Annotated in this window: 16 protein-coding genes and 1 riboswitch; of the genes, 6 read left to right on the top strand and 10 right to left on the bottom strand. The window is 58.0% G+C overall.

The features are described 5' to 3' along the window. Positions 1-64 precede the first annotated feature (64 nt). A complete protein-coding gene (gene ycgZ / locus C3406_RS12505; RefSeq protein ID WP_103825062.1) occupies positions 65-304 on the top strand; it encodes a regulatory protein YcgZ in 240 nt (79 codons plus the stop codon). A gap of 257 nt (positions 305-561) precedes the next feature. On the opposite strand, the gene C3406_RS26170 is transcribed toward ycgZ, so the two are convergent. Beyond that, positions 562-756, bottom strand: a complete 195-nt coding sequence (locus C3406_RS26170) for a hypothetical protein (protein ID WP_158250760.1) — start codon at positions 754-756, stop codon at positions 562-564. 41 nt (positions 757-797) lie between these two features. On the opposite strand from C3406_RS26170, the gene C3406_RS12495 reads away from it, so the two are divergent. The 4 genes from C3406_RS12495 (at position 798) to yegS (ending at position 4335) form a co-directional block, all read left to right on the top strand. Continuing rightward, the gene (locus tag C3406_RS12495; RefSeq protein ID WP_103825060.1) at positions 798-1076 is read left to right on the top strand and encodes a biofilm development regulator YmgB/AriR family protein; all 279 of its coding nucleotides are present in this window, start codon (positions 798-800) and stop codon (positions 1074-1076) included. Between the two features lie 173 nt (positions 1077-1249). After that, positions 1250-2611, top strand: coding sequence for a prephenate-dependent tRNA uridine(34) hydroxylase TrhP (gene trhP, locus C3406_RS12490; RefSeq protein ID WP_103825059.1), 1362 nt, complete (start codon positions 1250-1252; stop codon positions 2609-2611). Positions 2612-2969: 358 nt separating this feature from the next. Further along, positions 2970-3308, top strand: coding sequence for an anti-adapter protein iraM (locus C3406_RS26855; RefSeq protein WP_327059859.1), 339 nt, complete (start codon positions 2970-2972; stop codon positions 3306-3308). Positions 3309-3435: 127 nt separating this feature from the next. Beyond that, a complete protein-coding gene (gene yegS / locus C3406_RS12485; RefSeq protein WP_103825058.1) occupies positions 3436-4335 on the top strand; it encodes a lipid kinase YegS in 900 nt (299 codons plus the stop codon). 93 nt (positions 4336-4428) lie between these two features. On the opposite strand, the gene C3406_RS12480 is transcribed toward yegS, so the two are convergent. From C3406_RS12480 to thiM, 9 genes are all read right to left on the bottom strand, one after another. Beyond that, entirely contained in the window at positions 4429-5202 is a 774-nt protein-coding gene (locus C3406_RS12480) for an ABC transporter ATP-binding protein (protein WP_103825057.1), read from the bottom strand. Between the two features lie 9 nt (positions 5203-5211). Then, on the bottom strand, positions 5212-6075 hold the full coding sequence (locus C3406_RS12475; RefSeq protein ID WP_103825099.1) for an ABC transporter ATP-binding protein: 864 nt from the start codon (positions 6073-6075) through the stop codon (positions 5212-5214). Further along, positions 6047-6952 (bottom strand): ABC transporter permease, encoded by a 906-nt coding sequence (locus C3406_RS12470; protein ID WP_103825056.1) that lies wholly within the window; start codon positions 6950-6952, stop codon positions 6047-6049. The genes C3406_RS12475 and C3406_RS12470 overlap by 29 nt, the downstream gene beginning before the upstream one ends. Beyond that, complete coding sequence (locus C3406_RS12465; protein WP_103825055.1) at positions 6949-7986, bottom strand: ABC transporter permease; 1038 nt, start codon at positions 7984-7986, stop codon at positions 6949-6951. The genes C3406_RS12470 and C3406_RS12465 overlap by 4 nt, the downstream gene beginning before the upstream one ends. Next, positions 7983-9599: an ABC transporter substrate-binding protein gene (locus C3406_RS12460; RefSeq protein WP_103825054.1), complete on the bottom strand. Its 1617-nt coding sequence runs from the start codon at positions 9597-9599 to the stop codon at positions 7983-7985. Before C3406_RS12460 ends, C3406_RS12465 begins: the two co-directional genes overlap by 4 nt. 36 nt (positions 9600-9635) lie before the next feature. Next, positions 9636-10790: a mandelate racemase family protein gene (locus tag C3406_RS12455; protein ID WP_103825053.1), complete on the bottom strand. Its 1155-nt coding sequence runs from the start codon at positions 10788-10790 to the stop codon at positions 9636-9638. Positions 10791-11099: 309 nt separating this feature from the next. After that, positions 11100-12152, bottom strand: a complete 1053-nt coding sequence (gene fbaB / locus C3406_RS12450) for a class I fructose-bisphosphate aldolase (RefSeq protein WP_103825052.1) — start codon at positions 12150-12152, stop codon at positions 11100-11102. A 118-nt stretch (positions 12153-12270) separates the two neighbouring features. Next, entirely contained in the window at positions 12271-13071 is an 801-nt protein-coding gene (gene thiD / locus C3406_RS12445) for a bifunctional hydroxymethylpyrimidine kinase/phosphomethylpyrimidine kinase (protein WP_103825051.1), read from the bottom strand. Beyond that, positions 13068-13838, bottom strand: coding sequence for a hydroxyethylthiazole kinase (gene thiM / locus C3406_RS12440; protein ID WP_103825050.1), 771 nt, complete (start codon positions 13836-13838; stop codon positions 13068-13070). Before thiM ends, thiD begins: the two co-directional genes overlap by 4 nt. Before the next feature lie 35 nt (positions 13839-13873). Continuing rightward, positions 13874-13970, bottom strand: a riboswitch (TPP riboswitch). Positions 13971-14303: 333 nt separating this feature from the next. Here thiM and C3406_RS12435 point away from each other — a divergent pair. Next, positions 14304-14765, top strand: coding sequence for a hypothetical protein (locus C3406_RS12435; protein ID WP_103825049.1), 462 nt, complete (start codon positions 14304-14306; stop codon positions 14763-14765). Positions 14766-14826 lie beyond the last annotated feature (61 nt).

The following is a 14826-nucleotide window of genomic DNA, read 5'->3' as shown; positions in this document are numbered from 1 at the left end:
GTACAGTATTTACAACTTAACAAGATATTAACCTCTTTAATGCAGCGGATTTCAGGAGTGACATATGCGCGAGAACGGGTACACACCGAACACAGCCAATGCCATTGCCCATTATTTTAACAAAGCAAATCAACCTTCCCAGCAGGAGACGCTCGGACAGATTGTGGTGGAAATTTTACGGGAAGGAAAAATCCTTAATCGAAAAGCGATTTGCACCCGCCTGCTTTATCGAATGGAACAAGCATCGGATCGCGAAGAGGAGAGTCGCTATCAGACTCTGGTTGGCCTGCTGTTTGATCGTTAAGCGATACGTTACAGCGGCTAATTACCCTGTTTTTTGAGTCAGTTTTTTCTTTGAGACAGATTTTTTATACTGTCGCTACAGACTGACTTTATGCCGCATCTCTTCCTGCAGGAAGATGCGGCGACAGAGACGTAGTTATGAACAGAAGTGACCATGAACGACTGACTGATGAACTTATTGGTGAAGCCACCTTTTCTCTACTGAAAGATAACGGCCCCATCAGCATGAAGCTATTGCTGGAGAGGCTACAGCAGATGTTATCGGTAGAGCAGGACGGGCAGCGTCGGCACGTTCTTTCCCAAATCATTTTGGAAATTTCCAACGATGGGAAGGATAGTACCCGGCGTAATACCAAAAGTGAGCGGCAGGATTGGGATACGAATGGTCGACACAGCAGCAGCAATGTGTATCCCCTGTTTGGCAATAGCCCGCAAGCCAACAGGAATAAGCATTAACTGCACCACTTACTTATTAACTGAACCGGTGTGACACTATGAGCCAGGCTATGCTCCAGACAACTGACTTTTATGAAGAACTGCCCAATGCTGCATTGTCCAACTACTTTCGCAGCGCTGGCGCTATGCTGGCCGAAGAGTGGGCGTTGCTTCAGACTGTGACAGGCGCCATTCTGGATGCGAAGGAACCGCTGACTAACAAAGCGATTATTTTACGTTTGATCCGCGAAATCGAATCTACGCGCGATGTTGTCCGCGCCGATATCATTCGTAAGACCCTGGAAATTATTGTCGATCACACCCAGGACGACCTCTGATTACCCACGCCTGAGCCAAACACCGACGGTACTGTCCTGCCGTCGGCGTTTACTCACTCAATGGTTTACCTCCCCTTCCCGCAGCGCTACAATGCCCGCCCTTAATGTATGGGATCTCCTCCCGGCGCCCACCTGGTGTGCGCATCTGACCTGTCATCAGAACGAGAACTAACATGTTTAAACCGGAACTCCTCTCCCCGGCGGGAACGCTGAAAAATATGCGTTACGCCTTCGCCTACGGCGCCGATGCCGTTTATGCGGGCCAGCCGCGCTACTCCCTGCGCGTGCGTAATAATGAATTCAACCACGAGAACCTGCAGCTCGGCATCAACGAAGCCCACGCGCAGGGTAAAAAATTCTACGTGGTGGTTAACATCGCGCCGCATAACGCCAAGCTGAAAACCTTTATCCGTGACCTGAAACCGGTGGTGGAGATGGGGCCAGACGCGCTGATTATGTCGGACCCGGGTTTAATCATGCTGGTGCGGGAGCACTTCCCGGAGATGGACATTCATCTCTCTGTACAGGCCAACGCCGTGAACTGGGCGACGGTGAAATTCTGGAAGCAGATGGGGCTGACCCGCGTGATTTTGTCCCGCGAGCTGTCGCTGGAAGAGATTGAAGAGATCCGCACCCAGGTGCCGGACATGGAGCTGGAAATTTTCGTGCATGGCGCTCTGTGCATGGCCTACTCCGGCCGCTGCCTGCTCTCTGGTTATATCAACAAGCGCGACCCGAACCAGGGCACCTGCACCAACGCCTGCCGCTGGGAATATAAAGTCCAGGAAGGTAAGCAGGATGAGGTAGGCAATATTGTGCATAAGCATGAGCCTATTCCGGTACAGAATATTGAGCCGACGCTGGGTATCGGGGCGCCAACCGACAGCGTGTTTATGATCGAAGAGGCCCAGCGCCCGGGTGAATATATGACCGCGTTCGAAGACGAGCACGGTACTTACATCATGAACTCTAAAGATCTGCGTGCCATCGCCCACGTTGAGCGCCTGACCCAGATGGGAGTGCACTCCCTGAAAATCGAAGGCCGCACCAAGTCCTATTACTACTGTGCGCGTACCGCTCAGGTCTATCGCCAGGCGATCGACGACGCGGCTGCAGGCAAACCGTTCGACAGCACCCTGCTGCAAACGCTAGAAGGGCTGGCGCACCGTGGCTATACCGAAGGTTTTCTGCGTCGCCATACCCATGACGACTACCAGAACTATGAATATGGCCACTCGGTTTCCGAACGCCAGCAGTTTGTCGGCGAGTTCACCGGTGAGCGCAAGGGCAACCTCGCGGCGGTGGCGGTCAAAAATAAGTTTCTGGTGGGCAACAGCCTGGAGTTGATGACCCCGCAGGGCAATATTAACTTCACCCTGGAACATATGGTGAATGGCAAAGGCGAGTCGGTCTCCGTAGCGCCAGGAGACGGTCATACCGTCTGGCTGCCTGTTCCGGAAGAGATTGCCCTGGATTACGCGTTGCTGATGCGTAATTTTGACGGCGAGAATACTCAGGCGCCGCACGCGAAATAATGAAAACGGGTTATTTTTTGGTATGAGATGATTCTTAGAATTCGATCACATACCGCTGCGTTTGATGAGGGTATTATTACCAACGCTGAAAAACATAACCCATAAATGCTAGCTGTACCAGGAACCACCTCCTTAGCCTGAGTAATCTCCCTTACGCAGGCTAATTTTTTGTCTGAAATCCTCCTTCCCCTTTCCTGACGCCTCTTCGCCCTGCAAAAAACACTAATGTAAATTTATTTCAGTCTATAACCAAAAGTACGTGAATTTATAAATATATTAAAGTTAGGTTATATATTCACGCAGCCAATGCTATTCTTCTTTCGAATGAAATTTCACTTAAGGAGCAAGGAGGCAATATATGTACTGGGTGGTTGAAAACAGGATGGTTTGCCCTCGTACTGGAACAATTTTTATACACGTACTTACCGTTAAAAACCTCAGGCTGATAATTTGGTATAAAGGAGATTACTTTATCAGCATCGGATCCGTTCTTGTCACAAGTCCCTTCGGTATCGCCGTTGACGGCAAACTCAGAACACTACACATCCTTCGAACATTTCCCTATACACCTTCGTTCTGGTCATCATTTCTTGAGAATTCAGGCTGCCCTGGCAATGAAGAGGGGCTGATTACCCGCTGTGCACATCGTCAGAAATGTGTTTTTGCTTTATGCCCGTATGGTGCGATAACTGCCTGACCAGGCCTGCACGAGTGGCGTTCACTTTGGCTCGCCACTCATTTAATTTTCGCCTTTCGTCCTCTTCTTACCCGCTTTTCCCCGCGCTGCGATACACTTCTGGAAGATCAGCACAGGAGCAACGTGGATGGCGACCTATCCGGCAAGTTTATTAATTCTGAACGGCAAAGGGACAGGCAACGATCTGTTGCGCGAAGCCGTGACGCTTCTTCGTGAAGAAGGGGTGGTGATCCATGTTCGCGTAACATGGGAGAAAGGTGATGCAGCTCGTTATATCAAGGAAGCCTGCGACCTCGGTGTGGAGACCGTCATTGCAGGCGGCGGCGACGGCACCATAAACGAAGTGGCGACGGCGCTGATTGACCTGCCCGCCACGCAGCGTCCGGCGCTGGGCATTTTACCCCTCGGCACCGCCAACGATTTTGCCACCAGCGCCGGGATCCCGGAGGCGCTCGATAAGGCCCTGCAGTTGGCTATCGCCGGAAAAGCCACGGCGGTGGATATCGCCCGGGTCAACGACGAAACCTGCTTTATCAATATGGCGACGGGCGGTTTTGGCACTCGCATCACCAGCGAAACCCCGGAAAAACTCAAAGCTGCGCTGGGCGGTGTGTCGTACCTGCTCCACGGTCTGGCGCGGTTAGATACTTTGAAACCCGATCAATGTGAAATCCGCGGCGAAAACTTTCACTGGCAGGGTAACGCCCTGGTGATTGGCATCGGCAATGGCCGTCAGGCGGGCGGCGGCCAGCAGCTTTGCCCGGAGGCGCTAATCAACGACGGGCTGCTCGGGGTGCGTATCATTACCGGGGATGAACTGCTGCCTGCCCTGCTCACTACCCTGACCAAAGCGGAAGATAGCCCGCATCTGGTGGATGGCGAGTCGGCGTGGTTCGAAATCCAGGCGCCGCACGGCATGACCTTTAACCTGGATGGCGAACCGCTGAGCGGCGACCATTTCCACATCGCCCTTTTGCCTGGGGCGATCCAGTGCCGGTTGCCGCCGGATTGTCCGCTTCTGCGCTGATTTGCCCGGCGGCGCTGCGCTTGTGCGGGCCTACAGGTTTTGTAGGCCGGGTAAGGCGAAGCCGCCCCCCGGCAACAGCCCGCACTATACACACTAATAGACCGCCACCTCCCGGGCCATCTCGCGGGAGTACTGCTGGCTGGCGTTAACCAGCATCCGGGTGTAATCAGTTTTGGCCTGCCCCGCCACCAGGTCGTCCACCGTCAACGTTTCCAGGATTTTCCCGTACTGCATCACCGCCACCTTCTGGCAAAGATGGGCGATCACCCCCAGGTCGTGGGTCACCATCAGGTAGGTGAGCTTCGACTCGCGCTGCAGCTCCGCCAGCAGGTTTAAAATCTCCGCCTGCACCGAGACATCCAGCGCTGAGGTAGGTTCATCCAGCAACAGCACCTGCGGCTCCAGGATCAACGCCCGGGCGATGGCCACGCGCTGACGCTGGCCGCCGGAGAGCTGGTGCGGGTAGCGGTCACGGAAGGCGCGGTTGAGGCCAACTTTATCCAGCAAGCCGTGAATACGCCGGTCCCGGTCGTTGATGCCGTGGATTTGCAGCGGCTCCTCCAGAATATCGCCGATGGTATGCCGGGGATGCAGCGAACCGTACGGGTCCTGAAACACCATCTGTACCAGCCGACAGCGCTGGGGGCTGATGCGCCGCTCCAGCGCCTGGCCGTTAATCGCCAGCGCCCCCTCCCAGTGGGTGAACAATCCGGCCAGGCACTTCAGCACGGTGGTTTTTCCGGAGCCCGACTCCCCCACCAGGCCGTAAATCTCCCCTGGCTGCACGTTAATATTGACGTCATACAGTACCTGGTTGCGTTTCTCGCCTTCGCCGAACGCCAGATTCAGGTTTTTTACCTCGATCATCTTCGCTCCTTATTCGGTCAGCCAGCTGGCCTGGCGCTGCAACACCGGCAGCACCGGACGGCGGTGATTCATCTCCGGCAGGGCATTGATTAACCCCTGCGTATAGGGGTGCTGCGCGTTGTGCAGGTCGCAGGCGGCGATGGACTCCACCACCCGCCCGGCGTACATCACCAGCACCCGGTCGCAGAAGCTGCGCACCAGGTTGATGTCGTGACTGATAAAGATCAGCCCCAGCCCGCGGGACTGGACTAAATCGTCCAGCAGCCCCAGCACCTGCAGCCGCACCGAGACGTCCAGCGCCGAGGTCGGTTCATCGGCGATCACCAGCTCCGGGTCGGTGATCAGCATCATGGCGATCATGATGCGCTGCCCCTGCCCGCCGGAGAGCTCATGCGGATAGAGCTGATAGACCCGCTCCGGCTGGCGAATGCGCACCACGTCGAGCATCTCCAGCACTTTGGCTTTCGCCTCGGCCTTGCGTCCCGGATGGTGGGTCAGCCAGGCCTCGGCAATCTGATCCCCGACGCAGACCACCGGATTCAGGGAGTACTTCGGATCCTGCATGATCATCGAAATACGCTTGCCGCGAATACCGCGCATCTGCGCCTCGCTGACGCTGCGTAAATCGACATCGCCAAACTGCATCCGGGTGGCGGTGATCTGCGCCTTTGCCGGGTGCAGACGCAGCAGCGCCCGCCCGACGGTGGATTTCCCCGAGCCCGACTCACCGACAATCGCCAGCTTCTCGCGCCCGAGCTGAAAGGAGACGCCGCGCACCGCGTTGGTGACCGCGCGTCCGTTGATAAAGTCGACGTGCAGATCGCGCACATCGAGCAGCGGCACATCAGTTGCTGCGAGGATCGAGGATGTCACGTAAGCCATCTCCTAAGAAGTTGAACGCCAGGCTGTTAATCAGGATCGCCAGCCCCGGAATAGTCACCACCCACCAGCACTCCATCATGTAGGTACGGCCACTGGAGATCATCGCCCCCCACTCCGGCTCCGGCGGCTGTGCGCCAAGGCCGAGGAAGCCCAGCCCGGCGGCGGTCAGGATGATCCCGGCCATGTTCATGGTGATACGGATAATCACCGACGGCAGGCACAGCGGCACGATATGGCGCCACAGCACCCGCACCGGGGAGGCCCCCTGCAGACGCACGGCGGAGATAAAGTCGGCCTGGCGTAACGACAGGGTTTCAGCGCGGGCCAGACGGGCAATCGGCGGCCAGGCGGTGAGCGTAATGGCGATCACCACATGTTCCAGCCCCGGGCCGAGGGCTGCGACAAATGCCAGCGCCAGCACCAGGCTCGGGAAGGAGATAAAGATATCGGTGACGCGCATCAGCACTGCATCCACCTTGCCGCCAAAGTAACCGGCAGTAACCCCCAACAGCAGCCCCAGCGGGCCGACGGTGACCGACACCAGCAGTACGATATAGAGCGTGATCCGCGAGCCGTAGACCAGGCGGCTGAAGATATCCCGGCCAAACTCGTCGGTGCCGAACCAGTGCTGCGCGTTCGGCGCCACCAGGGCGTTATTGAGATCCTGCACCAGCGGGTTGTAAGGGGCGATCCAGGGCGCGAAGGCCGCGACGATCAACAGCAGCAGAATAATGCCGCCGCCAATGGCCGTCAGCGGGTTACGCGCCATCTGCCCGGCAAAGCCGAAGGTACGGCGGGCCATCCGCGCCAGGCGCTGGCGTCCTTCGCTGCGGGAAGCGCGCAGCGGTGTATCCAGAGAAACGGTCATGATTTCGTCCTCGGGTCAAAGAGTTGATACAGCATGTCGGAGAGCAGGTTGAGCATCACGAAGATCATCCCCACCAGCAGCACGCAGCCCATTACCGCATTCATATCCCCCAGCAGCAGGCTGCCGGTGAGATAGGAGCCAAAGCCCGGCCAGGAGAAGACGGTTTCGATCAGCACCGCTCCTTCCAGCAGCGAGCCGTAGGCCAGCGCCACCACCGTCAGCAGCTGCACCAGGATGTTGCGAAACGCGTGGTTCCAGATCACCTGCCGCTCGGTCAGGCCCTTCACCCGGGCGGTGATGATGAATTCCTGCGACAGCTGGGCCAGCATAAAGCTGCGGGTCATGCGGCTAATGTAAGCCAGGGAGTGGAAGCCCAGCAGCGAGGCAGGAAGCACCAGGTGGTTAATGGCGTTCCAGAAGACCGCGCTGTTACCCACCAGCAGGGCATCGATGGTCATCAGTCCGGTGCGACGTGGCACCAGGCCATCCAGCCCTAAATCCAGCCGTCCAGCGCCCCCTACCCAGCCAAGCCAGGCGTAGAACAGCAGCAGCCCCATCATCCCCACCCAGAAGATTGGCGTGGAGTACCCGGCCAGGCTGATGATGCGTACCACATAATCCGAAACGCTGTTACGGCGCGCGGCGGCCAGCACCCCCAGCGGGATCCCTAAACCGGCACCGACAATAATCGCCATCGTCGCCAGCTCCAGGGTGGCCGGGAAGACGCGCAGAATGTCATCCAGCACCGGTTTGCCGGTCAGCAGGGCATTGCCAAGATCGCCGTGAAGCAGGTTGTTCAGGTAGATCCCGAACTGGGTCAGCAGGGATTTATCAAAGCCCAGCTGCTGATAGACCTGCTGATAGGTGCTGTGGTCGGCATCCGGGCCGACAATCGCCAGCACCGGATCGACCGGCATGACGCGGCCAATGAAAAAGGTCAGCACCAGCAGGCCGAACAGGGTCACCAGCACCTGGGTCAGGCGTTTTGAGAAACGCCGGGTGCGGGAGCCTGGGGCGAGGATCGCAACACTCATTTGTCACCTCCGGTTTTGTAGACTTCCCGCAGGAAGGTGGTGGCGGAGGGATGCGACTGGAAGTTTTTCACCTCGTTACGCACCACCACCGAATCGACCATCTGGGAGAGCGGGATCAGCGCCGGGATCAGCTGGTCGTAACGCACCTGAATCTGCTGGTAGTCGGCGATCTGTTTTTGCGGATCGCGCTCCAGTAGCGCTTTATCGATCATCTCGTTCAGCGTTTTGTCGTAAAAACTGGTGCGCCAGCCCTGGAAGTTGGTTAACCGGGCTGCATCGCTGTTGTCCGGGTTATAGACCAGCGCGCGCAGGCTGGAGTGCGGATGCGGTTCCACGCCGCTGCCGCCACGCCCCACCAGCATGTCGAACTTACGCTCGCGCATCGCGCCGTAGATCTGATTCCCGGTGCCGGTAATGATTTTGGCGTTGATGCCCGCCTGCATCAGGGTGGACTGTACGGCGATGGCGATATTGAGGAACGGCTGATCCGCCAGCACCCGCAGGGTGGTGTCAAAACCTTCCGGATAGCCCGCCTCCGCCAGCAGCTTTTTGGCGCGCGGAATATCGAGTTTGTAGCCCGGATCCGGCAGCGTCGACGGCATTCCCGCTTTGATGGGCCGCTGGTGCAGCACGCCGTAGCCCGGCATCAGCGCCTTGTTAATACCTTGATAGTCAATGAGATAGCGCACCGCCTCGCGCACTTTCGGGTTAGCGAAGTGTTTCTCCTTCATGCTCATCGCCACGTAGTAGACCGTGCCCTTCTGCACGGCTTCGACGGTGAGCTGCGGATCCTTGCGCAGGGCGTTGATGTCAGCCACCGCCATGTTGCTGGCGATATCCAGATCGCCTTTCTCCACCATCAGGCGCAGGGTCTGCGACTCCTGGAAGTGGCGCAGCACCACGCGGTTCATCTTCGGCTCTTCACGCCAGTAGTGCGGATTGCGCTGCATGCGCAGCACATCTTTTGCCTGCCAGGTCTCCAGCATAAACGGCCCGGAACCGGCTTCGTTGGTGGTGAGCCAGCGGTTGCCCCAGTCGTTGTTCACCTCGTGGCTGAGCACCGTTTTACGATCCAGCACGCCAAGGTTGCCCAGCGCGCCGAGGGAGTAGATCACCAGCTGCGGGTCGTTGGCCTTCGGCAGGGTGAGCTGCACGGTGTAGTCATCCAGCGCTTTCACCTGCTGGTCGATGTTCTTCTTACTGAAACCGTAAGATTTCCATACCGAGGCCTGAGCAAGGTTGAGGTGCAGCAGGCGGCGCATGGACCACACCACGTCTTCGGCGGTCAGCGGGTTACCGGAGTGGAAGGTGACGTTATCGCGCAGGTGGAAGGTCAGGGTTTTGCCGTCCGGCGAGATATCCCAGGATTTCGCCAGCGCCGGTTTGACGTTGGTGAGCGTGTCAGGATCCAGTTCCACCAGCGAATCGTAGAGATTGACCACAATGCCGACCACTTCGTTACCGGTCATCGCGGCCGGATCGAGGGTCAGCAGGTTGTTCATGTTCATACCGATGATGAGCTGATCGGGCGGCGTTTTCGCGTACGCCGCACCGCTCCCCATCATCAGCGAGAGCGCGAGTAAACACGCCCTCGTGAGGGAGTTTTTGATCATCTGTGTATACCGTTTGTAGGGTAGAAGTTTTATTTATCAGTCGTGGCTGACGGTATTGGCTTCGATATACGCAAAATTAATCTCTTCGCCCAGTCCCGGGCGCGTCGGCAGGCTGACCATGCCGTTTTCATCCATTGGGTCGATCAGGCTGTGCAGGTACGCAGCTGGCTCATCGTAATCGAGGAACGGGTGCAGCAGTCCGCGCTCGTACCAGCGGCAGTTCTTGATCGCGCCAATCACCGCCAGGCTCGCCGCGCCGTTGCCATGCACTTCGCAGTCCATACCAAACGATTCGGCCAGGTTGGCCACTTTCAGGGTTGGCGAAATGCCACCGACCCCGTTGGCACCGGCGCGCAGGATGTCGCACGCCCCCGCCTTCACCCAGTCGGCGCGGCTGTGGTGCTTACCGCCCAGGCTTTCCGGCCCGATAATCGGAATGGAGAGGTTTTCCGCCAGCCAGGCATAGGAGGCCATGCTCTCCTCTTCCATCGGCTCTTCAAACCAGGCGAAATTCAGTTTTTCCAGCTCCTTACCGATCCACAGCGCTTCCGCGCGGCTGTACCAGTGGTAGCCGTCGATCATCAGGTCGATATCCGGCCCGACCGCTTCACGTACCGCGGCGCAGGCTTTGATATCCATTTTTGGATTAGGAGCGAAAGAGACTGGCGGCATCCAGGTGTGGAGCTTGATCGCCTTATAGCCGCGGGCGACCAGCTTTTCGGCAAAGCTGGCGTACTCTTCCGGGGTAGAGAGGCCGCCCGGCAGGTCATCGCCGCACATGGTGCTGCCGTAGGCAGGGACTTTGTCGCGGTAGCCGCCGAGGAGTTTCCACACCGGCATATTGAGTTTGCGGCCAATCAGATCCCACAGCGCCTGCTCAACAAAGCCCAGCGCGCGCTCGGTCAGCTGATGAGCGCTGCCGCGCTGCCAGTGCGCCAGCTCCTGCCAAATTTTTTCGCGATTAAACGCATCCTGGCCGACCAGCACTTTACGAAAGAAGGTGTTGACCACAAAGGGGCGCACCACTTCCGGCGGTGCAAAGGCGTACCCTTTGGTGCCATCGTCTGCGGTAATGGTCAGCATCGCCATTTTTGCCAGGCTTTCCGGTCCCGGATGGGAATGTCCGGCGCTGTCAGAGACCCGGCGGGTGGGATACTGAAAGACGGTGACGTTTACAGATTCGATTTTCATTTTTTATCCTTAAAACGGCGTAGGTTCAGCGTGTTCTTTCATTTTGAAAAGCTGTTTCGAAACTAACTTTAAGCGCAAAATTCATCCACTTCCTTAGACAAATTCCGCTAAGCGCTGACCATTTTTTGTGCATTTGCACGGGCAGAAGTGACACTTTTCACAAAAGAGAGGGGAAATGTGAAGTGGATCGGAAGGGTGATTTGAATGAAATGAAACAAGGTTTCGTTAGTAGCTCTCGTCGCTGTAGGCCGGGCAAACGAAGTGTTGCCCGGCATCTGCCCCGCTTCCAACGGAAGAGGGGCAGAATGGCTAGGCGATAGTGACTTTTTTATCGAGATAGACGTCCTGCACGGCGTTAATCAGCTTCACGCCGTCGGCCATCGATTTTTTAAACGCCTTACGGCCCAGGATCAGCCCCATGCCGCCCGCGCGTTTATTGATCACCGCCGTGCGCACCGCATCGGTGAGATCGGTCTCGCCGCCTGCAGCGCCACCGGAGTTGATCAGCCCCGCGCGGCCCATATAGCAGTTCGCCAGCTGGTAGCGTACCAGGTCGATGGGGTTATCGCTGGTCAGTTTGCTGTAGACCCGATCGTCGGTATAGCCAAACTTGACCGCCGTATAGCCGCCGTTGTTCTCGGCCATTTTCTGCTTAACGATATCCGCCCCGATGGTGGCTGCCAGATGGTTGGCCTGCCCGGTTAAATCGGCAGAGACGTGGTAATCCGTACCGTCTTTATTGAAGGCCGGGTTACGCAGATAGGCCCACAGCACCGTCACCATGCCCAGCTCATGGGCACGCTCAAAGGCGGCGGAGATCTCTTCTATCTGGCGGCGCGACTGCTCCGAGCCGAAATAGATGGTCGCCCCTACCGCTACCGCACCCATGTTGAACGCCTGCTCGACGCTGGCATACAGGGTCTGATCGTACTCGGTGGGGTAGCTCAGGGTTTCGTTGTGGTTAAGCTTGACGAGGAACGGGATGCGGTGGGCATAACGTCGCGCGACCGAGGCCAGCACGCCATAAGTGGAGGCCACGCAGTTACAGCCGGCCTCGATTGCCAGCTCGACAATATTCTTCGGATCGAAATAGAGCGGGTTAGCGGCAAACGACGCCCCGGCTGAGTGTTCTACCCCCTGGTCCACCGGCAGGATCGACAGATAGCCGGTTCCCCCCAGACGCCCGGTGTTATACAGGGTCTGCATATTTCGCAGTACCGCTGGCGGGCGGTTGTTGTCGACCATCACGCGGTCGACGTAGTCGTGGCCAGGCAGATAGAGCTGGTCGGCTGGAATGGTCATACAACGATGCTGTAACAGGCTTTCGGCATCTTTGCCAAGCAACTGCGCAATATCAGTCATAGGTTTGCTCCCCTTAGTGCCGACGGGCTGTCGGCATGTTTTCTCCAGGCTCACAGGATTGCGAGCTCCCTAAGCCTGGTCCGTGGGTGGCGATTTTTCCAGCGATAAGCGCTAACCTTCACCACCACGCATGGAAATGATGGACTGGGCCAATGCCCTGCCCCACTTCCAGCGTGTCCGCCTCTGCCAGCGCGCAGGAGAGCCAGGCTTTGGCCTCGCGCACCGTATCCGCCCAGCTATCGTGCCGCGGGCGTAGCGCCGCCAACGCGGCCGAGAGCGTGCAGCCGGTGCCGTGGGTGTTTTTGGTATTGATGCGCGGGGCGGTAAAACGCAGGGTTCCATCCCGGGTGAACAGCCAGTCGGGGCTTTCAGGATCGTCCAGATGCCCGCCCTTCATCAGCACCGCTTCACACCCCATCGCCAGCAGGGAATCGCCCTGGGCTTTCATCTCCTGCTCATTGCGGGCATGGGGCGCATCCAGCAACGCCGCGGCTTCGGGTAAGTTAGGGGTAATGAGCGCCACCTGCGGCAGCAGTTTCTTGCGCAGCGTATCGACGGCGGAAGGTGAAAGGAGCGGATCGCCGCTTTTCGCCAGCATCACCGTATCCAGCACCACGTTTTTAACCTGATGACGCAGGAGCTGCTCCGCGACGGCCTCGACAATATCGGCCTCCGCCAGCATGCCAATTTTGGTGGTGTCGATGCGCACATCGCTGAACACCGATTCCAGCTGCGCCGCCACGAAATCAGGCTCAATGCGATAGACCGACTGCACCCCGCGGGTGTTCTGGGCTACCAGGGCGGTGATCACCGAGCAGCCGTATGCGCCGAGCGCGGAGAAGGTTTTCAGGTCGGCCTGGATCCCGGCCCCGCCGCTGGGGTCTGTGCCGGCAATGGTCAGGGCATTAATGCGTTTCATCGTTGCGCCCCCAGTGTCCACAGGGCATCAAGGAACGCTGCCGCAAAACTGCCCGGCCCGCGGCTTTGGGCAGCCGCAAGGGTACCGGCCCGTTTCATCCAGCCGCAGGCCGCCGCGATGTTATCCAGCCGGTCGCCCGGCAGCGAACAGCTGGCCGCCACCACCGCCGACAGCGCGCAGCCGGTGCCCACCACCCGGGTCATCATCGGGTCGCCCCCCGTCAGGGTCTGGGTGCGCAGCCCGTCAGTGACGTAATCCACCTCCCCCGTTACCACCACAATCGCATTGGTTTGCCGCGCCAGCGCCTGGGCGGCGGGCAGCGCGCTGGCTGCCGTATCGGTGGTGTCCACGCCGCGTCCGCCCGCGCTCATCCCGGCGAGCGCGAGGATTTCCGAGGCATTGCCGCGAATGGCCGCCGGTTTCAGGGTGAGAATTTGCTGGCAAAAACGGGTCCGGTACGCCAGCGCGCCAACGGCTACCGGATCGAGCGTCCAGGACTTGTCCGCCGCCACCGCGCTTTCAATCGCCCGGCGCATCGCCTGGGCGCGCGGTGCGGTCAGGGTGCCGACATTGATCAGCAGCGCATCGGCCAGCGCGGAAAATTGTTCGGCCTCTTCGGCTTCAATCACCATCGCCGGTGATGCACCAAGAGCCAGCAGGACATTGGCGGTAAAGGTCTGCACCACGTCGTTGGTCATGCAGTGGGTCAGCGGAGAACGGGTTCGGAAATGGTGTAAGGCGTGTAGATTAAGCAGGTCAGGCTGCATGGTATCGCTCCTGCCTTGCGCGAAGAAGCGATAGCCCGGAGGGCATCTGACTTCCCTACGCTGGCATTATCCAGATCAGGTGGTACGGGTATTTCTCAGCCTTCACAAAGAAGGGCACCCCGAGTCAAATTACATACTGTAATGGAGGCAGCGTAGAGGATGCGTCTGGCAATAGCAAGATCCTTTCTGGCCCCCCCTTTATTACATTCGCGTCACCACCCGGCTTACATCTGCAAAACCATTTTCTGACCTCCGGATAACCGTCAGCCAGGATAACTCTCAAGTTTTTAGCTATTCGTGCTAAATGTGATCCTCATCAACCTGATAACGCACCTCTTCCGCGATAGTCACCGCGAGCCATCGCTGCGTTTCTACTATAGACGCACGCATAGAATGGCCAGACCACAATAATGAACTTATCAACCCCGGGGAATATCGATTCCTCAACTTATTTAAGGTTAATGTATGAAAAAGATTCTGTTAGTCGGGATGGTGGCTACGCTTCTTGCGGGCTGCGTCTCAGAAGAGCAGCGCTTAGCGCAGTGTCAGGCCAAAGGCGTAAGCCGCGACGCCTGCTACGTTGCCGATCAGAACCGTCAGGCCGCCATCAATGCCGCGGCGGAAAAACAGGCCCTTGAGAATGCGCACGAAGCCGTACAACACAGTCAGGCGGCACATGTTGCCGACCCGCTGCGTGAAGCGTCATTTAGTGCCAATGGCATCAAAGCCAGCATCAATAACGGCTTTACCCAGGCGACCATCAACGGCAAAAAAGCCACGGTGAAACGCTTTAACGCTAACTTCTACGAAGTCAGAAGCGCAGGCTACGTCCTGTCGATCTCGCTGGATGCGGACGGCGTGACCGATGCCTCGTGGAATAAAACCCATGGCCGCGACAACGGCATTCTGAACGTCGTTCAAAAGTAGTCCAAAAGTATTCTAAAACGCCCCTCTTTTTTACACGAAGCGCCCCCCACAAAACCTCAGC

The organism is Leclercia sp. LSNIH8 (genome assembly GCF_002920195.1).
GTDB lineage: Bacteria > Pseudomonadota > Gammaproteobacteria > Enterobacterales > Enterobacteriaceae > Enterobacter.
Note: the sequence above shows the minus strand (reverse complement) of the source record. Positions and strands in the feature narration are given on the sequence as shown.

Excerpts from the sequence above, each read along its gene's own strand:
- ycgZ (WP_103825062.1), top strand. The coding sequence starts at position 65 with ATGCGCGAGAACGGGTACACACCGAACACAGCCAATGCCATTGCCCAT.
- C3406_RS26170 (WP_158250760.1), bottom strand. The coding sequence starts at position 756 with ATGCTTATTCCTGTTGGCTTGCGGGCTATTGCCAAACAGGGGATACAC.
- C3406_RS12495 (WP_103825060.1), top strand. The coding sequence starts at position 798 with ATGAGCCAGGCTATGCTCCAGACAACTGACTTTTATGAAGAACTGCCC.
- trhP (WP_103825059.1), top strand. The coding sequence starts at position 1,250 with ATGTTTAAACCGGAACTCCTCTCCCCGGCGGGAACGCTGAAAAATATG.
- C3406_RS26855 (WP_327059859.1), top strand. The coding sequence starts at position 2,970 with ATGTACTGGGTGGTTGAAAACAGGATGGTTTGCCCTCGTACTGGAACA.
- yegS (WP_103825058.1), top strand. The coding sequence starts at position 3,436 with ATGGCGACCTATCCGGCAAGTTTATTAATTCTGAACGGCAAAGGGACA.
- C3406_RS12480 (WP_103825057.1), bottom strand. The coding sequence starts at position 5,202 with ATGATCGAGGTAAAAAACCTGAATCTGGCGTTCGGCGAAGGCGAGAAA.
- C3406_RS12470 (WP_103825056.1), bottom strand. The coding sequence starts at position 6,952 with ATGACCGTTTCTCTGGATACACCGCTGCGCGCTTCCCGCAGCGAAGGA.
- C3406_RS12465 (WP_103825055.1), bottom strand. The coding sequence starts at position 7,986 with ATGAGTGTTGCGATCCTCGCCCCAGGCTCCCGCACCCGGCGTTTCTCA.
- C3406_RS12460 (WP_103825054.1), bottom strand. The coding sequence starts at position 9,599 with ATGATCAAAAACTCCCTCACGAGGGCGTGTTTACTCGCGCTCTCGCTG.
- C3406_RS12455 (WP_103825053.1), bottom strand. The coding sequence starts at position 10,790 with ATGAAAATCGAATCTGTAAACGTCACCGTCTTTCAGTATCCCACCCGC.
- fbaB (WP_103825052.1), bottom strand. The coding sequence starts at position 12,152 with ATGACTGATATTGCGCAGTTGCTTGGCAAAGATGCCGAAAGCCTGTTA.
- thiD (WP_103825051.1), bottom strand. The coding sequence starts at position 13,071 with ATGAAACGCATTAATGCCCTGACCATTGCCGGCACAGACCCCAGCGGC.
- thiM (WP_103825050.1), bottom strand. The coding sequence starts at position 13,838 with ATGCAGCCTGACCTGCTTAATCTACACGCCTTACACCATTTCCGAACC.
- C3406_RS12435 (WP_103825049.1), top strand. The coding sequence starts at position 14,304 with ATGAAAAAGATTCTGTTAGTCGGGATGGTGGCTACGCTTCTTGCGGGC.